This window comes from Chitinophaga sp. G7 BAM 1005 (assembly GCF_057126945.1).
The window spans coordinates 1635993-1655184 of the sequence record NZ_CP181478.1 but is presented as its reverse complement, the minus strand read 5'-3'; the positions used below and the strand labels follow the sequence as shown (position 1 = coordinate 1655184).

At 44.8% G+C, this 19192-nt stretch carries 20 protein-coding genes; 9 read left to right on the top strand and 11 right to left on the bottom strand.

Features of this window, described 5'->3' with window-relative positions; genetic code table 11:
• Positions 1 to 68: 68 nt before the first annotated feature.
• The gene (locus ACMXI2_RS06705) at positions 69 to 701 is read right to left on the bottom strand and encodes a Crp/Fnr family transcriptional regulator (protein WP_483780928.1); all 633 of its coding nucleotides are present in this window, start codon (positions 699 to 701) and stop codon (positions 69 to 71) included.
• 117 nt (positions 702 to 818) lie between these two features.
• Between ACMXI2_RS06705 and ACMXI2_RS06700 the strand changes: the two genes are divergently transcribed.
• The 3 genes from ACMXI2_RS06700 to ACMXI2_RS06690 all read left to right on the top strand — a co-directional run bounded on the left by ACMXI2_RS06700 (position 819) and on the right by ACMXI2_RS06690 (position 3764).
• A complete protein-coding gene (locus tag ACMXI2_RS06700) occupies positions 819 to 1676 on the top strand; it encodes a sulfite exporter TauE/SafE family protein (protein WP_483780927.1) in 858 nt (285 codons plus the stop codon).
• A gap of 388 nt (positions 1677 to 2064) precedes the next feature.
• On the top strand, positions 2065 to 3195 hold the full coding sequence (locus tag ACMXI2_RS06695) for a M12 family metallopeptidase (protein ID WP_483780926.1): 1131 nt from the start codon (positions 2065 to 2067) through the stop codon (positions 3193 to 3195).
• A gap of 104 nt (positions 3196 to 3299) precedes the next feature.
• Positions 3300 to 3764, top strand: coding sequence for a hypothetical protein (locus tag ACMXI2_RS06690; RefSeq protein ID WP_483780925.1), 465 nt, complete (start codon positions 3300 to 3302; stop codon positions 3762 to 3764).
• A gap of 80 nt (positions 3765 to 3844) precedes the next feature.
• Here the strand turns inward: ACMXI2_RS06690 and ACMXI2_RS06685 are convergent, their stop codons facing one another.
• From ACMXI2_RS06685 to ACMXI2_RS06665, 5 genes are all read right to left on the bottom strand, one after another.
• Positions 3845 to 4741: a hypothetical protein gene (locus ACMXI2_RS06685; protein ID WP_483780924.1), complete on the bottom strand. Its 897-nt coding sequence runs from the start codon at positions 4739 to 4741 to the stop codon at positions 3845 to 3847.
• Positions 4742 to 4948: 207 nt separating this feature from the next.
• Positions 4949 to 5527, bottom strand: coding sequence for a YdeI/OmpD-associated family protein (locus ACMXI2_RS06680; RefSeq protein ID WP_483780923.1), 579 nt, complete (start codon positions 5525 to 5527; stop codon positions 4949 to 4951).
• A gap of 12 nt (positions 5528 to 5539) precedes the next feature.
• Positions 5540 to 5920: a DoxX family protein gene (locus ACMXI2_RS06675; RefSeq protein ID WP_483780922.1), complete on the bottom strand. Its 381-nt coding sequence runs from the start codon at positions 5918 to 5920 to the stop codon at positions 5540 to 5542.
• A gap of 6 nt (positions 5921 to 5926) precedes the next feature.
• Positions 5927 to 6394 (bottom strand): SRPBCC family protein, encoded by a 468-nt coding sequence (locus tag ACMXI2_RS06670; protein ID WP_483780921.1) that lies wholly within the window; start codon positions 6392 to 6394, stop codon positions 5927 to 5929.
• A gap of 7 nt (positions 6395 to 6401) precedes the next feature.
• Positions 6402 to 6725 (bottom strand): ArsR/SmtB family transcription factor, encoded by a 324-nt coding sequence (locus tag ACMXI2_RS06665; protein WP_079468362.1) that lies wholly within the window; start codon positions 6723 to 6725, stop codon positions 6402 to 6404.
• A gap of 183 nt (positions 6726 to 6908) precedes the next feature.
• On the opposite strand from ACMXI2_RS06665, the gene ACMXI2_RS06660 reads away from it, so the two are divergent.
• The 5 genes from ACMXI2_RS06660 to ACMXI2_RS06640 all read left to right on the top strand — a co-directional run bounded on the left by ACMXI2_RS06660 (position 6909) and on the right by ACMXI2_RS06640 (position 13682).
• A complete protein-coding gene (locus ACMXI2_RS06660) occupies positions 6909 to 7952 on the top strand; it encodes a succinylglutamate desuccinylase/aspartoacylase family protein (protein WP_483780920.1) in 1044 nt (347 codons plus the stop codon).
• A 44-nt stretch (positions 7953 to 7996) separates the two neighbouring features.
• Complete coding sequence (locus tag ACMXI2_RS06655) at positions 7997 to 8341, top strand: hypothetical protein (protein ID WP_483780919.1); 345 nt, start codon at positions 7997 to 7999, stop codon at positions 8339 to 8341.
• 102 nt (positions 8342 to 8443) lie between these two features.
• Entirely contained in the window at positions 8444 to 10804 is a 2361-nt protein-coding gene (locus ACMXI2_RS06650) for a TonB-dependent siderophore receptor (RefSeq protein WP_483780918.1), read from the top strand.
• Between the two features lie 11 nt (positions 10805 to 10815).
• Entirely contained in the window at positions 10816 to 12249 is a 1434-nt protein-coding gene (locus ACMXI2_RS06645; protein WP_483780917.1) for an ABC transporter permease, read from the top strand.
• Positions 12246 to 13682 carry a DUF3526 domain-containing protein gene (locus ACMXI2_RS06640; RefSeq protein ID WP_483780916.1) on the top strand — a complete coding sequence of 479 codons (1437 nt, stop codon included), beginning with the start codon at positions 12246 to 12248 and terminating at the stop codon, positions 13680 to 13682. The genes ACMXI2_RS06645 and ACMXI2_RS06640 overlap by 4 nt, the downstream gene beginning before the upstream one ends.
• A gap of 151 nt (positions 13683 to 13833) precedes the next feature.
• Here ACMXI2_RS06640 and ACMXI2_RS06635 read toward each other — a convergent pair whose 3' ends face one another.
• The 5 genes from ACMXI2_RS06635 to ACMXI2_RS06615 all read right to left on the bottom strand — a co-directional run bounded on the left by ACMXI2_RS06635 (position 13834) and on the right by ACMXI2_RS06615 (position 17852).
• Positions 13834 to 14505: a YceI family protein gene (locus tag ACMXI2_RS06635; RefSeq protein ID WP_483780915.1), complete on the bottom strand. Its 672-nt coding sequence runs from the start codon at positions 14503 to 14505 to the stop codon at positions 13834 to 13836.
• A 126-nt stretch (positions 14506 to 14631) separates the two neighbouring features.
• Positions 14632 to 14937, bottom strand: coding sequence for an HP0495 family protein (locus tag ACMXI2_RS06630; RefSeq protein WP_483780914.1), 306 nt, complete (start codon positions 14935 to 14937; stop codon positions 14632 to 14634).
• A gap of 79 nt (positions 14938 to 15016) precedes the next feature.
• Complete coding sequence (locus ACMXI2_RS06625) at positions 15017 to 15457, bottom strand: YqgE/AlgH family protein (protein ID WP_483780913.1); 441 nt, start codon at positions 15455 to 15457, stop codon at positions 15017 to 15019.
• A gap of 126 nt (positions 15458 to 15583) precedes the next feature.
• Complete coding sequence (locus ACMXI2_RS06620; protein ID WP_483780912.1) at positions 15584 to 15847, bottom strand: hypothetical protein; 264 nt, start codon at positions 15845 to 15847, stop codon at positions 15584 to 15586.
• A gap of 34 nt (positions 15848 to 15881) precedes the next feature.
• On the bottom strand, positions 15882 to 17852 hold the full coding sequence (locus tag ACMXI2_RS06615) for a DUF1963 domain-containing protein (RefSeq protein WP_483780911.1): 1971 nt from the start codon (positions 17850 to 17852) through the stop codon (positions 15882 to 15884).
• 244 nt (positions 17853 to 18096) lie between these two features.
• Here ACMXI2_RS06615 and ACMXI2_RS06610 point away from each other — a divergent pair, with 244 nt between their 5' ends.
• Positions 18097 to 18990 (top strand): DUF2268 domain-containing putative Zn-dependent protease, encoded by an 894-nt coding sequence (locus ACMXI2_RS06610; protein WP_483780910.1) that lies wholly within the window; start codon positions 18097 to 18099, stop codon positions 18988 to 18990.
• Positions 18991 to 19192: the final 202 nt, after the last annotated feature.

Below are 19192 nucleotides of genomic sequence, written 5' to 3'. Positions count from 1 at the left end.
TTCTGTTGACCACAAAGATGCCGCCTCTATTTCAGTCTATCGGTGATACCAGTCACACAGGAAAAAATTTACGGCTTAATCCATTCGAAAAAATTGCGGTGAATAATAACCCAGCCATTTTTTTCCATCTTTTTCATCAGGCGGCTGATCACTTCACGTGAAGAATTGAGATCGGTGGCGATTTCCTGGTGCGTCAGCTTAATCTGCCTCCCCATTTTCTTTACCTGTCCCTTAATATAAAATTCCAGTCTTTCATCCATATTTCTGAATGCAATCTCATTGATGGTGTTCAGCAATTCCTCATAGCGGGCCCGCCAGGTCCTGATCACAAAGTAGTGCCAGCTTTTATATTTACCCAGCCATTCATCCATATATTGAAGTGGGATGGTGAGCACGGTCACATCAGTCATTGCTTTAGCCACTACCTGGCTGTTCTCCTGCCGGTAAGTGCATACCATAGATACTGCGCAGGCTTCTCCGGGTTCTATATCATACATGAAAAATTCATTGCCCTCCTCATCCTCCTGGTAAAGCTTAACAATACCTTGCAGTATCAGCATGGTGGATCTGATGGATTGTCCCTTGCGTAACATGAGGGTGCCTGCCGGAATTTCCCGGATGTCGCCATATTGGATCATTTCTTCATAAAGACCATCTTCAAGTCCGGGAAATAATTTCCGGATGGGATATTGTTCCTGCATAGCTTCAAATTTACAACTTTAGATCTTTTAAAAAATACGGGGCTATTCTTTGTCCTTATTGAGAAGTTTTCAGTGACCTTGGTTACGCGGGCAGGAAAACCCTTTTAACAATGCTGCGTGACTATTATCACTGATAGAAATAGCAGGGGCAGCGACCTTTGTCTGAAAGTACATAACATGCATCTGCTGGGATATATAGCTTCTTTACTGATTGGGGTATCATTAGGATTGATTGGCGGCGGCGGCTCCATACTAACCATGCCCCTGATGGTTTACCTGTTTGGTGTGTCTCCGGTAACCGCTACCTCCTATTCTTTATTCGTGGTGGGTTCCGCAAGCCTTGTGGGCGCGGCCAGGCAGTATAAACAAGGATTTGTGAATATCAGGATAGCCCTGTTGTTGGCCGCCATTTCTGCAGCAATTGTTTTCCTCACCCGTAAATGGTTAGTACCGGCGATACCGGAACATATCGCCACTATAGGTGGATTTGTGGTTACAGAGAATTGGCTCACGATGGTCTTGTTTGCCATTCTGATGGTTATCTCATCTGTATCCATGATGCGCAGCAAATCAGTTCCCTCAGCAGGAATAGCCGACCGGAAAATCAATACGGGAAAAATGATCCTGTTTGGCGCAGGCATCGGGTTAGTAACCGGTTTACTGGGAGCCGGCGGTGGATTCCTGCTCATCCCGGCACTGGTATTGTTATTACACCTTCCCATGAAAGAGGCGGTTGGTACTTCCCTGCTCGTGATTGCCTTAAACTCCCTTATAGGATTTACCGGCAACCTGTATGATAAGGGAATAGACTGGCAGCTCCTGTTAACAGTTACTTCCCTCGCCATAGCAGGTATTTTAGCGGGGAGCTACCTTAACCGGAAAATCCCCGCCGGCAGACTAAAAAAAGGGTTTGGCTGGTTTGTACTGGCAATAGGTATCTATATCCTGGTTAAAGAACTTGCAGGTGCGCTATAATACTTCTACACTTAAAAAATTTGTTTTGGTACCGGGGTTCAAAATCCGAAGAAGCAGATAAACCAATGCTACCTGCTTGATAAAATTAGCTCCTGCATAGCTCAAACCTATTTAAATCCGGCCGGGTAAAATTAATCAGGAGGAAAACAATTGATTATCATAAATATACAGGCTGATTTCAATGCGGACCATTCCTATTATTAGGATTACAAATCATCTGCCTGAAAATAATTTCCCGATAATTAGAAATATTCTTTTACTTTAGATATCGTTATATGTGCTACTGACCCTCAGGTATCACGAAACTAATTTGCTTAACCTATTCTCATTTTTTTTGCTATAGTCTCACAATAACCCAAAGTATTCTTTCAACCAATAAAAATTACCCATGAAACGTACCCACTATTTGAAAACAATCCCATTGTTAGCAGTATTGTTTTTCTTGTCCTGCAGTAAGGATAAGCAATCTAATCAATCAGATAACCAGAAAGACGGCCCCATCACTTTAAAATCCGGTGTGATAGTCGAAAAAAAGGGCGCTGATTATTTTTGGGAAGGCGACATCCGCCTTACTAAAGAGCAATACAAAAACCTGGAAGTCTATGGTCAGCTACAGTCGAAGAAGCCCGACTATGTAGGCGCTGAAAAAAATGCACACCCGGTTTATAATGTGCCCTTTCAAAACACCGCTCAGGGTCGCACCATTCCACGCGCATTCAGTATATACCCCACTGCCTATAATTTATGGGCAATGGTGAGAATTATATACGGATCAAACTTAACGTTGGCGGAGAAACAGAAAGTACGTTCAGCTCTGCTTGAAATGGAGTCCAATACCAACGTAAGATTCTACAATGCTACCTGCGAACCACTCGTTGACCCCACTTATGGATTTACCTACCCTAACATTGAGTTCTGGTCCACAGATGGCGCTGATGTCAGTGAGTCAAACCTCGGAAGAACAGGCGGTGTACAACGTATCAACCTGGCTGATTTCGCCTTTAATTCATGGGATAACAGTGTAATTATTCATGAAATATGCCATGCACTGGGTTTAAGACATGAACATACGCGCCTCGACAGGAATTCGTTTGTTACTGTTAATACATCCAATCTTACTTCTTCCGGACTGGCACAATTTAATATCCCATCCACCAATTACTACCAGACCGGTACTTACGATTACACTTCTGTAATGGGATATAGCTCTTATACAAGCAGCACCTCCATTGTACATAACACCAGCCTGCCGATGTACACTAAAACAGATGGCACTGATATTTACCAGGGTAGTTTTCTTTCCAACAGCGACAGGTCATGGATAAACTACTTCTATATTCCATATATGGCAAGAACAGATGTGTATGCTGAATTAGCGCCGACTGTATACAAGTCAGATAATACAATCATGACACCGAGTGAAAGACTTGATCTGCAGGCGGCCTTGAACAACGGCAATCCATACCCTCCTAATTGTTGTACGCTGGCCAATGATTTAGGAAAATTTACTTGTCCTTAAGTTGACAATACCGGGAAGAAGCCTGTTAAAAAGTGACAGGCTTCTTTCTCATTTGAAAGATAAAAAACGTAATTTACTTTTCAACATAGCTAAAATATCGACGGATGAAAAACTTTTTCATTTTTTTATGTCCAATTGTGACGTTGCTGTTATTACAATCCTGCGATAAGAACGATAAGGATGATGACTTACAGGTAGACCCTTTTACTTATGGTGCTAAATTCGACTGGCGGGAAGATTCTATAAAGACACAACAGGAAGGGGCCTGGACAAAGATCAGTAACGGCAATGTATTTTCCTGGCTGGCAAAAGACAACACACTGCAAAGCACCAATTTCGCAGCTTATGGTCTTCGCACAAATATCAAAACGGATTTTGTATATACTATCCGGAAAGATTCTGTATTTGCAATTAAGCTGACTGCCGACAGTATCTATTTCATGGATGGAAACGGCAAGCCACGAACAGATCTGAAAGGGAAAATAACCTATTCCCCGGATACTTCATTAGTGGTACTCAACACAGCAGTATCGCCGGCGATTACGATAAAATACAAACTGGAAAAGTAAGCACCATTACTTAAAAAATTTATAAACTGCCGGTTATTAAAACTGGCTTTAGGTGTTTATAGCCAGTTCATTTAAACTAATCAGAACTGAACGATGGCTCCCAGGCGGACGCCGTAAAAGTAATTATCGGAACCATTGAACTGTGTGGAAATCTGTGTACCGTTTGTCAGATAAGATATATCGGTTCCTTGGAAAATCCTTGCATTCCCCAGCATTCCGTCAAGTGAAAACGAAAGAAAACCGTTAACAGTATATCTGAAATTCAAACCACAATCCATGCCGTGCCCCTTTGAGGTTTGTTCAAAACTCAATGGATGCATGAATATATCTATCAGGTTCCAGTCCGCCTCTCCCCTGTAACTGATTAACGTATAGGCTATATTGGCGCCAACTGACAGCGACCGGCTGATCAGGTAATTACCTTCCAGGGAAAACGCTGGTCCACGCCACCTTGCGGTGTAAGTGCTTTGCAGGTCTGTTAACTCCGGGCTGAGAATGATAAAGTTTTGCCGGGTATTTTTATAGGATACGCCGGCCCCTAAACTGAATTTTGTACGTTGAAGAAATACAGCACTGATGCCTATCCTGAACACCTCCAAATAGCCCCTGTCGCTGGAAAAGGATTGCTGAAATGTAGGATCTGTACGATCATCGCCTTTATAATCCGTGTCCATACCGCTGCCACTGACTACACCGTTTCTTTGATAGTACGCATCAAACCGCAGGTATTTCACCGGCCTGTAGGCGCCATTCAGATAAAAACCAAGAGAGGTAATGCTGTTAAAATGCAGTTCTGATAAAACGTTGGGGAATTGCCCCTGTGAATTGCCTGCAATGGACCAGTCGAAATCATTTATGTTCAGGGCGCCACCTCCTGATACTGAGAACTGGCGGGACTGTGCATTTACCGGCAAATGACTAAACAGCGTGATAATAATGAGGGTAACACCCGACCATGAGGGTTTGAAGCTGGCCATGTTATTGGGATTATATAACAGATGCAAATAGTGTTTTCATGTATACTAAAGATACATGCTTCTCCGGAATAAGAAATGAAAACATAATTTTCAGGGAAAAAATATTTTTCCCCTCCAGGTTAAAATCCACGGTATCAGGTGGCAGTTCCACAAAGCGCTATAATTCTGGTTAGTCATTTGTTTTTGGCAGCTACAAGCCCGTTCTCCTTAATCATCTAATCCTCTTCCATCGAGAATTTGCTCTATATATTTTTCCACTCTCGACTCCCGGGTTTTAGATTGTTTGGGAGCAGAAAAATAGAGCAGGTATCCTCTTTGCCGGCCTGGTGTCAATTCATAAAATGCAGTTTTCAAAGCCGGCGTTTTATCCAGTTGCTTTTGAAATTCTTCCGGAACGGGGTATTCTTTAGTCTTTTTAAACTCCACTTTCACACCGGCTTCTTCCAGTTCAACGGCTTCATAAATGTAGGCTTTCAGGGTAGACTCCAGTTTGGCGATCTCCTGAATACTGGTGAACCGCACCTGCCGCGCAGCCTGCACATTCGCTGTTTGCTGGATCAGGATACCTTTAGGATCCTTTAACAGGGCGCCTTTGAAAAATAGTACCGCACAGTATTCTTTAAAAACATGAATTAAAACGATGTTACTTTTTTCAAACGTGTAACAAGGACATCCCCACTTCAATTCCTCACTCAGATGACAGTCGAGAACAATCGTTCTCAACTTCTCTATTTCTTTCTTCCACGTTTCAGCTTTATTAAAATAAAAATCAACCTTGGGATTCATTTTATTTCATTTTTATTGATTAACTGAAATAGTTTTCCTATCCGCAGGCCTGAAGTACCAGGATACCGCCGTCAGGGCGAGTAATAACAACGAGGGAAATATGTTGTTCAGCGTACCTGTTGCCAGATGTGAAAGGGCCGCTCCTGACATGGCAAAGAAAAAGCCTGCATACGCCCACTCCTTCAGTAAAGGAAATTTAGGAATAAGTATTGCTACAGCTCCCAACAATTTCCAGACGCCCAGTATTGTCAGTAAATAAGTGGGATAGCCCAGATGCGCGGTAAAATCTGTTTCGTCCTGCTCTTTAAATAACTGTACTAATCCGGTTGATACCATTCCTAATGCAAGCCAAAGCGTAGCAATCCAATAGATAATTTTATTTCTCTTTGACATGATGTGTTATTTTAATTTGCTTACAACAGTTTGTAACCGGTTATGTGCCATATTCAAACCTGGGGCAAAACCCATTTGCATCATCTGATCCCTGAGTGCAACAGATTTATAAACGATATGCATACTGAGTTTACTGGTATCCTCCGTAAGGGGTTCAAATTCCAGGAACTCAAGCTGGGCGGCAAAAGGCGCATTCTCCATTTCAAATGTCCGGGTAATTTTCTGGTCCGGAACAAACTCATGGATGGTGCCACTGGCCTCAAACACTACCTTTCCGCTGGCATCGCTTGTTTCGAAATGCCAGCCGCCGTGCTTTTTATTTTCAAGCTTCAGTACTTTGGTTCCCATCCATTGCTCCACAATTTCGGGCTCTACATAGGCTTTAAAAAGTAGTTCCACCGGCAAATCAAACTCCCTCGTTATTACTAATTCCTGTTTGCCGTCTTCGGCATTAATTTTTGTTTTACGTTCCATATGGGTGTTATTTTTTTGATTTGTACTTTTTCATGATGGCTTCTAATTTGTTAAACCGGTCATCCCACATTTGGCGGAATGGTTCGATAAAGTCTGCTACTGCTTTCATTTTTTTTGCGTTGATGTGATAATAAATTTCCCTGCCATTTTGCTTTTGTTCAAGTAGTTCGCACTCCGTGAGTATCTGCAGGTGCTTTGAAACGGTTGGCCTTGCGGTGTCAAAGTTTGAGGCTATTGCACCCGCTGTCATGGCCTGCGAAGCTACCAATAGAAGTATAGCCCGTCTTGTCGGGTCCGCTATGGCTTGAAATACATCTCGTCGTAAATTCATTGTGTAGCTATTTGACTACAAATATACATGTAGTTATTTAACTACACAAATTTATTTTGCCCGGCTCTATCTTGCAGGATACAACCAGGTTTTACCGGTAACCCTTTAAAAATTGATAATTCCGGAAATAATATATATTTGCATCATTGTTGCAAATGATATTTTTACAATCAGGGCTACTGTATGCGATTATCTGTTCCTTTCTACATGCTTACTTTGTTGTTAAGTTTCCGGGCGCCGGAAATATTTGCCCGGCAGGCTCCATTTACAATAGAAGGCCACCAGGTGACGGCGGGAGAAAAAGCTTCGTTTAATATACCGGTTATCACGGCTTCAAAAGACAGCACCTTTATCCCCGTTACCGTAATACATGGTAAAAAAACGGGTCCTGTAATCGGGCTGATAGCCGGCATTCACGGATTTGAATATCCACCCATTATGGCCATGCAGCAAATGGCACGGGAGCTTAACCCTGCCGCATTAAGCGGTACGGTCATCATTGTTCATATAGCCAATGTAAACGCATTTCTTGGCAGGTCCGTATACTATAACCCGGTTGACGGGAAAAATCTTAACCGGGAATTTCCGGGAGATAATAAAGGCAGCCAAACGCCCTGCATTGCCTGGGTACTATCACAGAAAATATTACCCAGATGTAATTACCTGGTAGATATACACGCAGGTGATGCCCCGGAAGACCTGCACGATTACGTGGGATACTATGTATATGGCGGGCAAACCGCCAAAGCCAGGCAAATGGCAGAGGCACTGGGCTTCGACTGGATCATGAAATCTGAAGCCAGCTTTGTAAATGGAGCGCCAACACTGTATTGCTCAAAGGAAGCAGTGCGGCAGGGAATACCAACTGTTGCAATTGAATGTGGCAGGCTGGGAAATGTTTCAACAGCTGAAGTAACAAAAATAAACAGTGGCCTGCTAAATTTAATGCGAAGCCTGCAATTCTTGCCGGGCAAAGTTGAAATGCCCAATCATCCGCTGGAAATCACCAAACGCAGTTCAATCAACAGTGAATATACCGGTATTTTTTACAGCGATTGCAGAAGCGGACAACTGATCAGCAAGGGGATGAAGTTAGGCTACATCACCGATTTAAAAGGGACCCTGCTAACCGATATCTATTCGCCCATTGATGGCTTTATCGTTTATCAGATCGCCACTCCACCGGTGAATAGAGGAGAAATACTGTTCAGCTTTGGTGCATTGTAGGCCGGATATGTGCTGAAAAACAACAATTAATTTTATACACTGTTGTGTCAAAATTGATACTGCCACCGAAATATCGATCATGGGTCGCCAGCGTATTGCTGGCGCTATATGCATTTATTGCAATGCCTGTTCACTACTGGCATTCGCATCCGGAAACCATAAAAACAACGGCAACATCTTTTGATACGGGCATTACTAAAGCCTGCAAATATGTTCCTGCCGGATGTAAAGTATGCGATCATCAGTATACGGTTTACTATAGCCAGCAGGATAAGTATGCAGGCCCTGTGCTGACGCCAGCCACGCATCGTTATGCCTTCCCCGCTGTGGCTACCTGTGAAATTCCCTCTTTTGCCTGCTCCAATAAAGGTCCTCCTGCCGCTTTTTAATACCGATTCCACTACTTCAATGTATGCCGCCGGCGCCGGCGCGTTTGGCTGCGCACCTATGTCTCATTAATTTCTCCATTTATCCTTCATTAATTACAAACAATGATTCAGCGCCTCTGTTTTGTACTGCTACTCTGTGTAGCTTCAAATATAATTTATGCCCAGCATGGCAAAATCCAGGGAAATATTTCCGGTCCCGATCAGAAAGTACTCGCGGGCATTACCATCAGTATGGAAGGGCGATCGAAAGCTACCCAAACTGATGACGACGGAAATTTTTTCTTCACGGGCATACAACCCGGCAATTATGTACTGATTGCGAGCGGCGTTGGATATAAAGCCAAGAGTAGCCGCATTACAGTAGAAAATAATAAAACAATATTTCTTCGCCTGGAACTTGATATAGCTACGTCCACGTTAAGAGAGGTACATATTGCAGGTAAGCGGCCATCCGCTCAATCCAGTGCACTCACCAGGACTAATACCCCGCTGAGAGATATTCCGCAAAATATCCAGTCGGTAGACCGTACCACGATTAACGACCAGCAGCTTTTCCAGCTGGATGAAGCGCTCCGGAATGTGGCAGGTTTCACCTCCACCGACTATTACGGCAGCTTCAGTTCCAGGGGTTACACTTCCGGTATCGGCGGAGTTACCACCAATGGCATGACAGGCTCGCCCTACCCGGAAGGTCAGCTCCCGTTACTCGGCAATATTGAAAGTGTGGAAGTGATACATGGCCCGTCTGCTATCTTATACGGACAAGGCGGAATGGGCGGCAATATCAATATGGTCACCAAACAACCGCGGAAATACCGTGTGGTAAACGCCACTGTTGCTGCGGGCTCTTTTGACCTCATGAGGGCGCAGGCCGATATCACCGGCAGCATCAATAAAAAGAAAAACCTCTACTTTCTCGCCGGCGCCGGGTGGCAAAGCGGGGGCAGCTTTACCCGGCATTTTGATCGCCGCAGTATACAGGTATATGGCTCACTGAAATGGGAAATAAATCCAAAAACCAGCTGGCAGATAAATGGTAATTACGTAAATGAAGACGCCGGCAATAATTATCAGCCCCGCGTTCCCATCTACAAAAGCAAGGATAAAGACAGTATCTTCCTGGTGCCTTACGATTTTAACCCGGGCTACGACAGCCGTTACAAAGGCAATAATTACCAGGTGCAATCTGTGATGGAACATCGTATTTCCGGTAACTGGAAAATTGGACTGCTGGCAGCTTACAGCGAATCCAGGGCCGATCGTAATCAATATACCGCTTCCGGATTTGTACGGCCCACCGACAATACCGTGAGCCGTTCCTATAGCTGGCAACAGATCAACTCTCCACAAACCACCGTTAATATTTACACGAACATAAAGGTTAAAACCTGGAAGATCATCCACCAGGTCACCATCGGTGGCGATGCAATGCTGTCGCGCAACAACTATCCCAATGGCATCCTGCAGTATGCCGCTACACGGTTACCGGTATTCGACACAGAACAGGAAAGCCGCTACGATACTACGGGAATGACCTTCTATGGTAAATCAAGAACAGAAAAATTCACCTATAATACATTCGGCGCCTATGCACAGGACCAGATTGAAATTACTTCCAAATGGAAAATTCTGGCCGGCCTGAGATATAACAACTACTTCCGGCGCTATTTTGCTGATAAGCCGGATGGCACCGTCCAGAATGATGAACGTCCCTTACGCACGGAAAACTTTTCTCCGCGGCTGGGAGTTGTTTATCAGCCTGTCAGCACCGTTTCCATTTACCTGGATTATAACGAAGGCTTTTCTCCCCACTATAGTAATAACACTGAAAACGGAGGACCCTTTGCCCCTGAAACCTCCAAGCAATATGAATTCGGTGCTAAGGGAGAATTCTTCCAAAACACGTTTCAACCCTTTATATCAATTTACCAGAGCGACCGGAAAAATGTGTTGCAGTCGGTTCCAAAACCTGATCTGCCATATTGGAGAGAGGCTATCGGGCAGGTACAGAGCCGGGGAATCGAGATTGGCGCAAAAGGTACGCTACTGGGCACTCTTTTCCTCAATGTCAATTACAATTACAACAAAACAAAAATTACGAAAAGTATAAAGCCGGAAGACATCGGTCAGCTCTTTGCCAACTCTCCCGAAAATTCAGCCAACGGCTGGGCTAAATACACTTTTACTACCAACGCGCTGAAAGGACTTTTCATAGGTGCAGGTTTCCAGTATGTGGATACCCGTTATTTCAGTAATAAAAAAGAAACCAGTACCGACGTGCTGGAAATGCCTGCCTATACTATTTTCAATGCCCTCGTCGGATACCGGTATAAACAATACAGCCTCCAGGTCAATGGTAATAACCTGGCCAACAAACGGTATGCTGTGAGTGGGGTTGTTAATTCCTATACCCCTGGCGCGCCAGGAAATCTGCTGGTATCATTGAATTGCTCATTCAGGTAAAACATCTCTCTATGAAAAAACGCTCACCGCTATCTACCATTGCAACTCATGAGTATGTAATGATCTACAGAGACAGGATAGTGATGCTGCTGGCGATGATCGCCTGGATTTTACTGGCGGCGGCTGCGTATACCGGATGGGAGCGCGGACAGCAAACATCGCTGCAAAAAAACAGGGCTGCTGCCATGTTCCGCCATGAATGGGAAGAACAACAAGCCAATCCACATTCTGCGGCTCATTTTGGTACATATCTGTTTAAGCCCAACACCTTTCTCAGCATATACGACTATGGGCTTAACCGTTACCTCGGCGTAACCTACCGGGTGGAGGCGCATGTTCAGCATGAAGTAAACCAGGCAGAAGCCCAGACTACCGACAGTCAGCTGCGCTTCGGGGAACTATCTGTATCGATGGTTTTACAGCTGCTGATACCTTTACTCATCCTGCTTATCACCTACAGTACCATTACCCGTGAGCGGGAAGGCAATACCCTGCCCTTACTGTTAATGCAGGGCATACGACCTAAGCAACTCATCTGGGGGAAAATCACCGGCAACTATGCGATCGTTCTTACGATTATTATTCCGGCCTTTATACTATTGGGCTTACCCGTATTTCAACAAGGCAGTCAGCCGGATATTCCTGTTCGTTACGGCCTGTTTGCCGTGGGCTACCTGGTTTACTTTTTCCTGTTCACCAGCATAGGCACACTGGTATCGGCGTGGAGCCGTAGCTCCAGCGGCGCCCTGGTGGCTTGCATCGGCATATGGTTCCTGCTGTCGGTACTGGCGCCCAGGCTAACCGTACGCCTCATCGATGAAGGGCATCCGCTACCTTCCCGCTATGAATTAAACAAACGGATGGCGCAGGGATACAGCAAAGGACTGCATGGCGATGGCACCAGCATACAGCGTTACCAGCGCTACCTGGACAGCACGCTGAAAAAATACGGGGTGGATTCTGTGAAACAGTTGCCGGTCAACTTCGATGGCCTCTCCATGCAATATGGCGAAGACTACAATACCAAAGTATATGAACGATACAACGGTGAAGTAGAAGAGATCATCGAACTGCAGCAGGAACAGTTGGAAAAAGCCGGACTGGGGTCTCCTTTCATCGCTATTCAGCAGGTGTCGATGGGGCTTTCCGGATCTGATTATTATCATCACCGTTCCTTTCATCACCAGGCAAAAAAATACCGGGATGAGTTTATCCGTATACTGAATATGGACCTGGCCAACAGCGGCGCACAATATCTTACCTATGATTATAAAGCAGGACCGGATTTTTTTAAAAGAATGAAAGATTTCACCTATGATCCACCTCCGGCCAAAAGCGCCGTTGCCTGGCATCACCTGGCATGGCTGGCCCTGGGGGCCTGGTGTGTGCTGATAATAATACTTGTAAACCTTACTGCAAAGCAACTTATTAAGATAAAGCTATGATGCTGCTAAAAACTATTTTCCTGTTTGAATGGCAACAATTACTGCGGCAACGATGGATGCTGGTAAGCCTGTTGCTGTTTATGTTGATCGGCTTACTATCCATCCGCTCCTCCAACCGCACTATTGAAAGCCGGTTTATCCAGGCCGATAGTATCCGGGAAGGATACCACCGCGATTATGTGACGGCACTCCGGCGGTTTTCAGATACCCTTACTGATAAGGGCAGGGCAACTGCAAAAAATGCAGGACTGGCCGTTATGGTTAATTACTGGTTGCCGCAAAATACCGTTAAATTACCGGCTCCGCTGGCCGCTCTTTCACTTGGCCTCAACGATATCCAGCCCTGCTACCAGCAAATCAAATACACCAAAAGCTTTGAGGAGGCAACCGATATGCCTGTCAGCAACCCGATGATGCTGTTCGCCGGTAATTTCGACCTTGCATTTGTGATCATCTATTTACTACCGCTACTCGTCCTGGTATATTGTTATAACCTGTATTCTTCCGAGAAAGAAACCGGCACATTAACCATGCTCATGATTCATGCAGGCAGCATTCACCGTATCATTGCTCTAAAGCTGCTTTTTCGCTTGCTGGTGCTGGCTACTCTCCTGCTCACCGTTAATGCGTTGGGATTTATCCTGGCTTATAAACAATCCTTTCCTTCCGCCGTCACAATGCTGCTATGGTGTTCAGCTACCTTGTTATATCTCCTGTTCTGGATCACGATCACCTATGTTGTGCTCGCCTTCCGGTTCAGCGGTACCCGCACAGGTTTGTACCTGGTGAGCTGCTGGATGCTGCTCCTCGTTATCCTGCCATCACTCATCAATACCTATGTGCAAAAAAAATATCCCCTGCCGATGAAAGATGAGATTGCTGCGTATCGTCGCCACCAGGGAGAAGAGATATGGAATACGCCTGCCCGGATACTATCCGACAGCTTCAACCGGTATAATCCGCAGTATGCCGCCAGCATCAACCCCGCCAGGGATACGCTGCCGCTCAGTACACGATATGTAGCCGGGTATTACGATCTGCTGGAAAAACGGATGAACAGAGTGCTTACGCCCTTCCAGGAGAAGATAAAGCAACGTAATCTTCATTTTGAAACGCTTTCCAACCGGAATCCATCTTCCCTGGTACAACAATGGCTCAATTGCTTAGCCGGGACCCAGTTAACTGCATACCAGGATTTCTCCCGGCAGTCTGATATCTATCAGCAAAAATGGAAAACATTCCTTTACGGTTTTCATATTCCCGACAAACGCCTTACGCCGGCAGATTATAAAAACTTCCCGGTTTTTCAATACCACGCACCAGCATTGCCTGCTCCCCATTTAATGCTCCAGGCAGGGTACCTGCTATGCCTGGTGTTACTACTAACAGGCGCCGGGATTTATATCTTCACTCATAAAAAACATACATCGTAAAAGCTGGGATATCCCGCCGGGTTGCGGCTATGAGCTGGCAAAAATAAAACAATACAGCGACTACCTAAAAGAAAGCAGCCTGGCACAATCATGTGCCAGGCTGCTTTCTTTTGATATTGATATATCAGGACTTTAAGCCGTAATAAAGAATTTATTTCTTTGCTGCTTTCAGGCTGAAACCAATTTCAACATCTTTACTGATCATCCAGTTTTCAGGGCTGCCTTCTGTTTTGTAGGTGATACCCCATGAAGATCTGTCGATCACGAATTTTGCATTAGCAGTAATGTCGTTTTCGCCAACAGTAACTTGTGCAGGGAAAGTGATGTTCAGGGTGCTGTCTTTCAGCGTCAGGTTGCCGCTGATCAGATTGGTAGCGCCAGGAAGCAGGCTTTTCTGCTTGGTGCTGTCGAAAGGAGCTACAGATGTGATAACAAATTTAGCTGATGGATACTTGGCCACATCGAAGAAGTCAGGGCTTTTCAGGTGCCCTTCCAGATCGGAAGCCTTTTTATCCGGTTCAGTAACAGAAGCCGGGTCCGCCACCAGGGTAGCCAGGTTTACGGCAAAGCTACCACCGGTAACCGCTCCGTTTTCAACGTTGAGACTACCATCTGCAACTTTGATAGTACCAAAGCGGGGGGCAAATCCACCTTTGTGAGTAGCACGCCATTGTACAGTTGTAGTGGCAGTGTCAATTGCATAAGCTGCGCCGGCGGTCACAGCTGCTTCTTTCTTTTCTTCGGTCTTCGCCTGATCAGTCGAAGCACCGCCACATGCTGCAAGTGTAAGCAGCAGGGCAAAGGCAGGTACTGTTTGCTTCATAAATTTTAAATTAAAATTATATATAAATTCCCGAATATAGGCAATTGGGTTTAATCACGATGCAACATATCGAAAAATGTCAATATTATAACAATTCATGCATAGTTTTTTGCCTGGTAACCGCTCCTACAGCATAATCACCGAATCAATTTTTGACACCTCCTTATAGTACGAGATCACCTCTTCCTCATCCTGAACAGGTAACTGCACGGTAAAAGATTTATATTTCCCCCCGGAAGAATTGGTTTCTGTAATTCGTGCGCTTACATCCGCAAACATCGACTTCAGCTCTGCTATCTTATCCTCGTCCGCCTTAATAATAAACTTAAAAGTATATTCAGTGGGGAATACTATTGATTGCTGCAACAATGAACGAAAATTTTCATACGGATCTCCGCTTAAGCTGGCATCTATATTTTCACCTGTAGACATATTAATACTATTTATCAATTTTACTTCGCAAATTCAACCTGCAAAATAACTTCTTTTTTAAAAATCCACCTGTCGGCCATTAAAACAGCCTGCCTTCCTTCCAGATCTCCCAACTGCCCTCTGCTATTTCTTCTTCGAGTTCATGCATGTTCCAGCCACAATACCCGATGAATAACCGGATGTCTTGTTCTGATATCGTTCCATTATTCATATACATCACCGCAGCCTTAAAGTCCCCTCCCATATAGATGTTATCCGCTACCGGGATACCTCCTGCTATCAGCTCAGGACGCCGGTGTACAAAATAAAGATGTTCCCGGTCCACGGGGCCGCCATCATACAGCGGAAACGGCGGACTATATTTAAACTCTTCCAATTCATTAAACTTACGGGGAAACTCCTTGTTCACCACAAACCCCATCGCTCCCTTTTCATTATATTCAGTAATGAAAAGGGTAACATCTTCAAAAAAAGTATCATCCAGCAGCGATGTGCTGGTTATAAATATTCCTGCATCCATAACTTTGTAAACCGGGAGCTTTATTAAACTTCGAAAGTACGTATCAAAAAGGAATTTCTTGCCTGCGGCAACCCATTTAAAAAGAAAGCAACCGCTATGTGCGGTTATATATCTCCCCCCGGATAATTAATTAAAGGTAGCTATCAACTGAAGTACCTGGCTGGTGGCCAGGGTTAAACCAAGTATCAGGAAGAGCCAGAACCGGAATGTCCGGTAGGTTGGTTCCGCTATTATATAAATCACCATACACACAATCCAGAAAACGACGGCAATGCTTTTAAAGGTAACGGAGTTTTTCATATAGGTGCTCCCGATAATTAAAAGTATAAGCCCCGCCACTTCTATAGGAGGACCATAACGCTGCCAGAACAAAATCAATTTTCTTCTCATAACAATATAACTTTCATGATGTAATCTGCGAAACTTAACTGCTCTCTATTGTTAGATACACCTTGCGGAAATCCTTTTTCGCCAGGTCGCTTTTATGTATCACAAAAAACAAATCACCGGCATCTCCCCACGCAAAATCCCCGCGGGACTTCACGGTAAGCAGGATGGTCCAGTCTTCGGGATTACCTTTGCAGGTCAGCGCCGCCTGCAACTCCGGGGATTGATGCTGGGTGAAACCATAGTTGTTGATTTCATGATCACTTTCCAGCAGGAGATTAACCGGTTCTTCAAATATTTCGTACAGGTTACCGAGTAGTTCTTCCTCCTGCAGCAACGGTTTTGAAACCTCCCGGAAAATGTACTGGTTGGAATGCCAGGAGTAAAACCCCGGCGCCGAATTTTTAACAACGGCGTGTGCTTTATAGGGCGTGTATTGCCCGTCCTGCAATTCATAAAAGTCCTCCTCCCCGAAGGAAAACCTTTTGCCGGATTGCAGGGTGGAATTATCGGCCACATACAACACTTTACAAGGCAAATGGCCGTCGCGGGCGCCGATGTTATGAATGGTTTCCAGGAAAAAGAAAAGCGTTCCTGTTTCCGGCAAATATTCCTGCAATGGCGCCAGTGCTTCACAATTAACCTGGGCTATAAATTCATACTTATAATGCTGCTTGTTGTAATCGTCGTAATAATCAGGATAGTCAATATTTTCAGGCAGGTCGGGCATGCCGCCAAACCGGTGATTACCGGTAGCAGTGTAGTCTTCCTCACCGGAATGATTAAACCCGATAGTCCTTTTCACGAGCGCACGTAAGGCTTCGCGGTGCGGCAACAACCCGTCTTTCATGAGAATTTCGTCAACGGGCCTGATTAACACTTCGTCCTGTTGAGCAAAAAACAATTCATCGTTCCAGATAACTGGTCCGTTGCCATCTGCATCTTTGTAGGTATTATCAAGCAACTGCTGTTTATTATTCATATCCAGATCCAGCCCGGCAAAATCTGAATAAGCGGCGGGCAGGAATGAAAACGGGTTATTGGCTGCGTTGATCTTTACAATTTTTGGTAAAGCCAGCAGGTTTTCAGGCAAAGTTTTTAATTGATTCTTCGCCAGGTGCAGGTATTTAAGCTCCGGCAATTCAAATACTGAAATGTCGCTGATCTGGTTGCCGTTCAGGTTAAGGTATTCCAGGTGCGGCATATCCATGAGGTGGGCGGGCACGCGCGACAAATCGCCTCCGGCAAACGAACAATGCCTGAGTTTTGTGAGCTTGCTCATATATTCAGGAATGCGGCACAGGCTTGAATCAACAATCACCAGGTGCTCCAGTTCCTGGAAATGGAGCAGCTTATCATCCAGCCGTTCCAGGGGCAGCTTCTTCACCGGCCATTTAGCGGTGATCTCCACGTGCCGCAATGCCTTCAGGCGATAAAATTCATTCGGCAACCGGTCGAATGTGGGATTGATAAGCGCCAGTTTCTTCACCCTTTCCACCGGGGCGCCGGCTGCTTCTTCCACAGCAGTAAAACAGTATCGCTCCCAGTTTAGCTGTGCGGTATTTATCTTCCTGTAAATAGTAACCGGGAAATCAGGCTGATCACTCCAGGAAGGTTTCAGCTGCCCCAGCAGCGCTACCCAGCCATCTTTAAAAACAACATCCCCATAAAACTTCAGCGTATAATGAAACCGTTCGCGGTTCATTGAAAGATAGGGCACTTCGTGCTTGTCTTCCTTAAAATGAATCATTCCTTCCGGTGCATCGCTTTTATAAATCCCCAGGGCGGGAACCCCTATTTTCACTTCCCCTGTGGGCTCGTAGTCGTCCAGCAGCGCTGCTTTTACGGCTCTTTCCACGTCGCTGGTGCGGGCAACAATAGTGATAAGTAAAGCGCCGGAATAATCGAAATCCTGTCCGGACTGCGTATCATCTATCTCAAAAATGAAATCGTTTATCTGAAAGTGATCTTTACCATCCGCTGGTGGCGCAAAAGCATGAAGTTCCATAAGCCCGTTCTTTTGATATGGTTTCCTGAAATTGGGTTAACCGGGTTACCGGCACGTTGCATAATTATACGAAAAGCCGGTTAAAAAAAGAATTTTCCGCCGAAACTTTTGTCAGATGATAACTCCCCCCTTAACCAGGAAATTTCTCATTAATTATTTATTTCAACCTAGACATTCCTGTTGAAATTTGCTTCAAAAAAATTATTTTACATCATTATGAAGCCCTTTCAATTTACCTGCTGCTATGCTTAAATATTGCCTGACATTATTATTGGTTGCAATTACCTGCACGGTTGCTTATTCCCAGACAGCTTTTTCAAGTAACCCCGACAGCGCTGTTTTTCTTACAAAAGACATAGATAATTTCTGGAAAGCTTTTGATCTTTTTAAAAAAGATACAACCGTCAACCCGTTTGGCAGCGCCTACCTCGACATTGGCAGTGCGGGTGTGAAAGGGTTTATCCCGGACAGGATTAAAAACGCCGGAAATTTGTATAAGGTAGTCAGGAAGCGTAGCCACGACTATGAAAAAGTCAGGGCCGCCACTTTACAGATGAAAGATAAGGAAAAGCAGTGCAGAAGCACATTTTACGCTTTAAAATACTGGTACCCGCCGGCGCAGTATCCACCTGTTTACTTTGTGATCGGCGCTTACAATTCGGGTGGAACATTCAACGAAGAGGGTTTGTTCATTGGCGCCGAAAAACAAACTGATATCAGCAACATCCCGTTTATTGTGGCGCATGAGCTGATTCATTTTCAGCAAAAGAACTGGATGGAAAATCCAACTTTATTGCAGCAGAGCATTATTGAAGGCAGTGCGGATTTTTTGGGAGAACTGATATCAGGGGCAACCACCAATAAAACCGCCATAGACTATGGGAATAAAAACGAGGAAAAACTATGCCGGGAATTTGTAACAAGAATTGACAGTACAAACTATATCGACTGGCTATATGATGTTTCCCGGAAAGACGACCGGCCTAATGACCTGGGTTACTGGATGGGTTATAAGATCACACAGCAATATTTCATGAAGGCCCCAGATAAAAAGCAGGCTGTCAGGGAAATTCTTGACATTAAGGATTATAAGGCTTTTTTAGCCCAAAGTGGGTATCTGAAGGATTATATTAAATAAAATGTAAATCTATTATTTGTATTCCGCTTCCCCTATCCTGGCGGACCCATGCGGTCATCTAAGGGAGATAGTGCATTGATAGTGCATTAACAGTGCATGAGGAGTGCATGAGGAGTGCATGGGAACAGTATTGATAGTGCATGGACTATCCATGACATACGCAAGTCCGAGGCACCGCAGAAGCATCCGCGAGGTTCATCGG

What these genes read in the sequence shown, in the direction of transcription:
- ACMXI2_RS06660 (WP_483780920.1), top strand. Translation starts at nt 6,909, where the DNA reads ATGCGATTATCTGTTCCTTTCTACATGCTTACTTTGTTGTTAAGTTTC.
- ACMXI2_RS06670 (WP_483780921.1), bottom strand. Translation starts at nt 6,394, where the DNA reads ATGGAACGTAAAACAAAAATTAATGCCGAAGACGGCAAACAGGAATTA.
- ACMXI2_RS06675 (WP_483780922.1), bottom strand. Translation starts at nt 5,920, where the DNA reads ATGTCAAAGAGAAATAAAATTATCTATTGGATTGCTACGCTTTGGCTT.
- ACMXI2_RS06630 (WP_483780914.1), bottom strand. Translation starts at nt 14,937, where the DNA reads ATGTCTACAGGTGAAAATATAGATGCCAGCTTAAGCGGAGATCCGTAT.
- ACMXI2_RS06640 (WP_483780916.1), top strand. Translation starts at nt 12,246, where the DNA reads ATGATGCTGCTAAAAACTATTTTCCTGTTTGAATGGCAACAATTACTG.
- ACMXI2_RS06690 (WP_483780925.1), top strand. Translation starts at nt 3,300, where the DNA reads ATGAAAAACTTTTTCATTTTTTTATGTCCAATTGTGACGTTGCTGTTA.
- ACMXI2_RS06625 (WP_483780913.1), bottom strand. Translation starts at nt 15,457, where the DNA reads ATGGATGCAGGAATATTTATAACCAGCACATCGCTGCTGGATGATACT.
- ACMXI2_RS06620 (WP_483780912.1), bottom strand. Translation starts at nt 15,847, where the DNA reads ATGAGAAGAAAATTGATTTTGTTCTGGCAGCGTTATGGTCCTCCTATA.
- ACMXI2_RS06665 (WP_079468362.1), bottom strand. Translation starts at nt 6,725, where the DNA reads ATGAATTTACGACGAGATGTATTTCAAGCCATAGCGGACCCGACAAGA.
- ACMXI2_RS06705 (WP_483780928.1), bottom strand. Translation starts at nt 701, where the DNA reads ATGCAGGAACAATATCCCATCCGGAAATTATTTCCCGGACTTGAAGAT.
- ACMXI2_RS06695 (WP_483780926.1), top strand. Translation starts at nt 2,065, where the DNA reads ATGAAACGTACCCACTATTTGAAAACAATCCCATTGTTAGCAGTATTG.
- ACMXI2_RS06615 (WP_483780911.1), bottom strand. Translation starts at nt 17,852, where the DNA reads ATGGAACTTCATGCTTTTGCGCCACCAGCGGATGGTAAAGATCACTTT.
- ACMXI2_RS06680 (WP_483780923.1), bottom strand. Translation starts at nt 5,527, where the DNA reads ATGAATCCCAAGGTTGATTTTTATTTTAATAAAGCTGAAACGTGGAAG.
- ACMXI2_RS06610 (WP_483780910.1), top strand. Translation starts at nt 18,097, where the DNA reads ATGCTTAAATATTGCCTGACATTATTATTGGTTGCAATTACCTGCACG.
- ACMXI2_RS06635 (WP_483780915.1), bottom strand. Translation starts at nt 14,505, where the DNA reads ATGAAGCAAACAGTACCTGCCTTTGCCCTGCTGCTTACACTTGCAGCA.
- ACMXI2_RS06685 (WP_483780924.1), bottom strand. Translation starts at nt 4,741, where the DNA reads ATGGCCAGCTTCAAACCCTCATGGTCGGGTGTTACCCTCATTATTATC.
- ACMXI2_RS06650 (WP_483780918.1), top strand. Translation starts at nt 8,444, where the DNA reads ATGATTCAGCGCCTCTGTTTTGTACTGCTACTCTGTGTAGCTTCAAAT.
- ACMXI2_RS06645 (WP_483780917.1), top strand. Translation starts at nt 10,816, where the DNA reads ATGAAAAAACGCTCACCGCTATCTACCATTGCAACTCATGAGTATGTA.